Annotated in this window: 3 protein-coding genes; all 3 read right to left on the reverse strand. The window is 68.5% G+C overall.

The window, feature by feature from the left end:
* Positions 1 to 91 precede the first annotated feature (91 nt).
* Genes GF405_04280 through GF405_04290 form a run of 3 tightly spaced genes read right to left on the reverse strand, consistent with a single transcriptional unit; the run spans position 92 to position 3,878 of the window.
* Positions 92 to 1,777, reverse strand: a complete 1,686-nt coding sequence (locus GF405_04280) for an ABC transporter substrate-binding protein (GenBank protein MBD3367383.1) — start codon at positions 1,775 to 1,777, stop codon at positions 92 to 94.
* Between the two features lie 14 nt (positions 1,778 to 1,791).
* Positions 1,792 to 2,556 carry a family 16 glycosylhydrolase gene (locus tag GF405_04285; protein ID MBD3367384.1) on the reverse strand — a complete coding sequence of 255 codons (765 nt, stop codon included), beginning with the start codon at positions 2,554 to 2,556 and terminating at the stop codon, positions 1,792 to 1,794.
* Between the two features lie 56 nt (positions 2,557 to 2,612).
* Positions 2,613 to 3,878, reverse strand: a complete 1,266-nt coding sequence (locus GF405_04290) for an ROK family protein (GenBank protein MBD3367385.1) — start codon at positions 3,876 to 3,878, stop codon at positions 2,613 to 2,615.
* Positions 3,879 to 4,556: the final 678 nt, after the last annotated feature.

Genomic DNA, 4,556 nt, shown 5'->3' on the forward strand with positions numbered 1-4,556 from the left:
GCCAGACCGAGCGCGATCTGCTGCCCGATGCCTCTCGTCGAACCGGTGACGAGCGCCCAGGTTCCCTCGAGCGAGGAGACGGTCCTCGGACTCACCTTGCGTCACCTCCCGGGTCCTGCTCCGGCGTCCCGCGCGGCCTCAGGGTCGTGAGGACGAGCAGGGTCTCCCCCGCCCCGGTCTTGTTCGGCGACGGGTCGGCGTACGGGTTCTCCTCCGTGGGGAAGCCGTCGAAGCGCCCGACGTTGAACTCGGCCCACGAGGGGTTCGGATAGAGCGGGATGGCCGGAGCCTCGGAAACGAAGATGCGCTGGAGCCTGGCGGCGAGCCGCCGCTGTCCCTCGAGGTCGGGCTCGCCCTCGAACGCGACGAGCACGCTGTCGGCCGCGGCGCTTCCGAACCGGTGCCAGTTCCCCGCCGCGATCTCGCCTACGGGCTCGACCGTCTCGGGCGACATCAGCCAGCGGTAGAACGTGTAGGGCGTCGGGCCCTCGTACGACCACCCCAGGCTCATGTCGAAGTCGCCCTTCTGGACGCGCTGGAACCAGGCCCCGAAGTCGTACGTCCTGACAGACGCGCTGACGCCGATCTCCTCGAACCCGCGGGCGATGACCTGCGCCGCGCGGACCCAGTCAGACCATCCGGAGACGGTCATGACGTCGAAGGTCAGCGGGTCGCCGTTCTCGTCGACCCGGAACCCGTCCTCTCCCCGCTCGTATCCGGCCTCGTCCAGGATCGCGTTCGCCCGCTCGACGTCGAAGGCGACCCAGTCGCCGGCCGCGAGCGCGTCGGGGTCCTTCCACGCGAGGAAGGCGTCGGAGAGCGCCGTCGCGTCCGCGGGCCTCGTGTAGTTGTAGAGGGCGACCTCGACCAACAGCTGACGGTCGACCGCCATGCTGAACGCCTTCCGAACATGGACGTCGTCGAACGGCGGCTTCTGCGTGTTGACGTAGAGGAAGATCGTGCTGCCGGTCAGCGGGAACCAGTAGTCGTGGGTCTCGGGCGAGCGCTCGACGAACACACGGTCGATGGCCGGCACGAAGTTCCCGGCCCAGTCGACCTCGTCGAACACGAGAGCGAGGTTCGCGCGGTCGTTCGAAGGCAGCGCGGGGAACCGGAGCGCCTCGACGGCCGGCTTCCCCTCCTGCCAGTAGTAGGGGTTCCTTCCGAGCTCGTAGACCTGGTTCCGGAAGACGCGCACCTCGGTGAAGGGGCCGGTCGCGACCGGGTTCTCGTTGGGGAACGAGACCGGGTCCTCGACGTCCTTCCAGATGTGCTCCGGGACGATGACCTGCGTGACGATGCGCCCGAACCCGGGCACGAAGAGACGCTGGAAGCGGAAGTCGAGCGTGTTCTCGTCGACGAGCCGGATGTCCTCGAGAAAGGTCCACGCGCCGATGTCGTCGAGCGCGGGGAACTCCCTCAGAAGGTCGAAGGTGAAGTAGACGTCGCGCGCCGAGAACGGTTCCCCGTCGGACCAGCGGACGCCCTCGCGCGTCGTGACGCGCAGCACGAGGTTGCTCTCGCGCCACTCGTGCGACACTGCGAGCCACGGCACGTGCTCCGACTTCACGCTGTTGAACACATAGAGCGGCTCGTAGACGCCCGCGACCGTCGGCCACCTCGCGGCCGACGCCGTGGTCAGCGGGTTGAAGTTCCTGATCCACGAGGAGTGCTGCTCGACCGACACGACCAGTACGTCGGGCGGGGCCGTCTGGTGGTCGACCGTGCAGCCAGGGAGAAGCACCGCCGTCAGGACGGCGACGAGCGCTGCTGTCAGCACACGGCGTGGGGTCATTTGGCCGTCCCGTAGACTCTGACGTAGTCTATGAGCATCGTCTGGGGGAACGTGGTGGACGCGTCGGGCGGGCCGACGTAGTTCCCGCCGACGGCGACGTTCAGAATGATGAAGAAGTCGTGGTCGAAGACCCACTCGGTCCCCGACGGGAGGTCCGAGGGGGTCAGCGTCATGTAGTCCTGATCATCGACCGACCAGGTGATCGAGTTCGCGTCCCAGTCGACGGCGAAGACGTGGAAGTCGTCGTTGAACGTGTCGCTCGGGAGCGTGTAGGTCCCCCCGACCGACCCGCCGCCGGAGTAGCCGGGACCGTGGAGCGCGCCGCTGGCGACGTTCGGAAGCTGCCCGCGGTACTCCATGATGTCGATCTCCCCGCAGTCGGGCCAGCCGACGGTCCCGAAGTCGGCCCCGAGGAGCCAGAACGCCGGCCAGATGCCCTGTCCTATGGGGAGCTTGATGCGGGCTTCGAACCGGCCACGTGTCCGGGCGAACCGGTAGCGCGTCGTGATGCGGCCGGAGGTGTAGTCCTGTCCCTGATAGCTCTCCTCGCGCGCGACGATCCTGAGGTTCCCTTCCCCGTCGAGCGAGACGTTCTCGGGCCGGTCGGTGTCGTACTCAAGCTGGTTGTTGCCCCAGTCGGTGCCGATGTCAAACATCCAGTTCGTCGTGTCGGGCGACTGCCCCTCGGGTCCGTCGAACTCGTCGGACCACACGAGACTGACCTCCCGCGTGCCGGTGACCGACTCACATCCCGGTCCCATGGCGACGAGTGAGGCCAGCGCGAGCAGGACGAACGCGGTCCGGACGTATCTTCCCGTCACTTCCTCTTCCTCCCCACCGGTACGGACGCGTTGTTGTTCTCGACCTCCGGAAAGAGCCGCGAGTCCTCGAGCGCGGCCTTCAGGACGAGCGTGGCCGCGCCGATCGCGACCGACTTCGGTCCGAGCTCGCTGGCACGGATATCGGCAGCCTTGACCGAGCTCACGAGCGTGCGTCGCCTCGCCGTCTCGCGGAGCGGCACCAGGAGCAGCTCGCCGAGCCCCGCCAGATCGCCGCCGACGACGACCATCGAGGGGTTCATCAGGTTCAGGAGTCCGGCCACGACGATGCCCAGATGGCCCGCCGCCTCGCGCGCGACCTGCACGGCGACCGGGTCGCCGACGAGCGCCGCCTCCTCGAGCGCGGCGATGTCGAACTCGCGGCCGGCGAGCATGCTGTCGGGGTGTTCCTCGAGAAGCTCGGTGGCACGCTCGAGAAGCGCCGGGGTCCCGATAAGCGTCACGAGACATCCTCTGAGACCGCAGATGCAGGGCTTGCCGTGCGGGTCGATGGCGGTGTGGCCGATCTCGCCGGCGACGCCGGTGGCGCCCCGGTAGATCTCGCCACCCATGATGTGCCCGGAGCCGATGCCGGTCGCGACCTTGATGTACGCGAAGTCGTCCACGTCCCGACCAGCGCCCCACCAGTGTTCGGCCAGTGCGCCCAGGTTGGCGTCGTTATCGACCAGCAGCGGCACGCCGTAGCGCTCGCCGAGGTCGTCGAGGCCCAGCCGACCCTCCCACTCGGGCAGGACGATGGCGGAGAGCTCGTCGGGATGCGCCGGGTCGAACGGGCTCGGGATGGCGACGCCGATGCCGACGAGCGGGCGCCCGTCGCGCACGCCGTTCCCGAGACAGCAGTCGGCCAGCTCGGTGACAAGCCTGCGCGTGCCCTCGGGGTCGGTGCGGACCGGGTGCTCGCGCTCCTCCCAACAGAGGACGTTGCCCCTGAGATCGGTCAGCGCGACCGCCACGTGCGCAGCGCCCATCTCGACGCCGAGGATGACGCAGGCCCTGTCCTGGAACTCGAGCAGCACGGGACGGCGGCCGCCGCGCGACTTCCCGAGACCGACCTCCTCGACGAGACCGGTCGGGAGGATCTCGCTCACGACCTCGGAGACCGTCGAGCGGGAGAGCTTCGCCTTCTTGGCGATGGCCGCGCGCGAGATACGCCGCTCGCGCCAGATGAGTCTGAGCACCGCGTCGGCCAGCGGCCGGGGGTCGCCCGGGTCGCTCCGCCGTTCGCCCTTTCTGACTCTGTCCATCAGGTGCTCTCCTCTCAGGTGGAAGATGCGGTGGTCGTCGGCGGAAAGCCTACCTGTGGAAATAGACGTTGTCCACAATGACCGTCATGACGTCGGACGACGAGATGACGATCTGCGCGATGTGCTCCTTCGCAAGAAGCCCGGCGGACTCGAAGTCGCTCAGCGGGATGTCGAGCTGCGACCACTGGCCCGAGGCGAACGGCGGCGTCGTCCCGCCGGTGAACATGAGCTCGCCCTCGCTGTCGGGCGCGCCCCCGAACTCCCCGTCCTCACCGAAGTCCACCAGCTTGACCTTGAAGGAGCCACCGGAGGGCGCCCAGAGGTCGATGTGGAAGTGGGTCATGCCCGGCGTCGCCGCGTCGATGACGCCGTCCAGCTCGATGCCTGCGTACCAGAACTGGAAGGGCGAGTTCGTGTAGAGCTTGCCGTTGTCGCCCTGGAGTTCGAAGTCCGCGACCGCGACCGAGCCCGAGCTCCAGTCCGTGCGCCACGTGCTGACCGGCTCGTCCTCGTAGACGTCCGAGAAGAGCGAGATGACGTCCGCCTCCGGAACCGTCGGCGCGGGAGCCGGGCCGTCCGGCGCATCGATGACCTCGACCGTGACCTCGCCGGACACGGCGACCGTGTCGAGAAGCGCCGTGACCGGCGCCGTCCCGCCGCCGACGGCCTGGATGGAAC

The organism is Candidatus Effluviviaceae Genus V sp. (assembly GCA_014728125.1).
In the GTDB taxonomy this organism is placed as follows: Bacteria; Joyebacterota; Joyebacteria; order Joyebacterales; family Joyebacteraceae; genus WJMD01.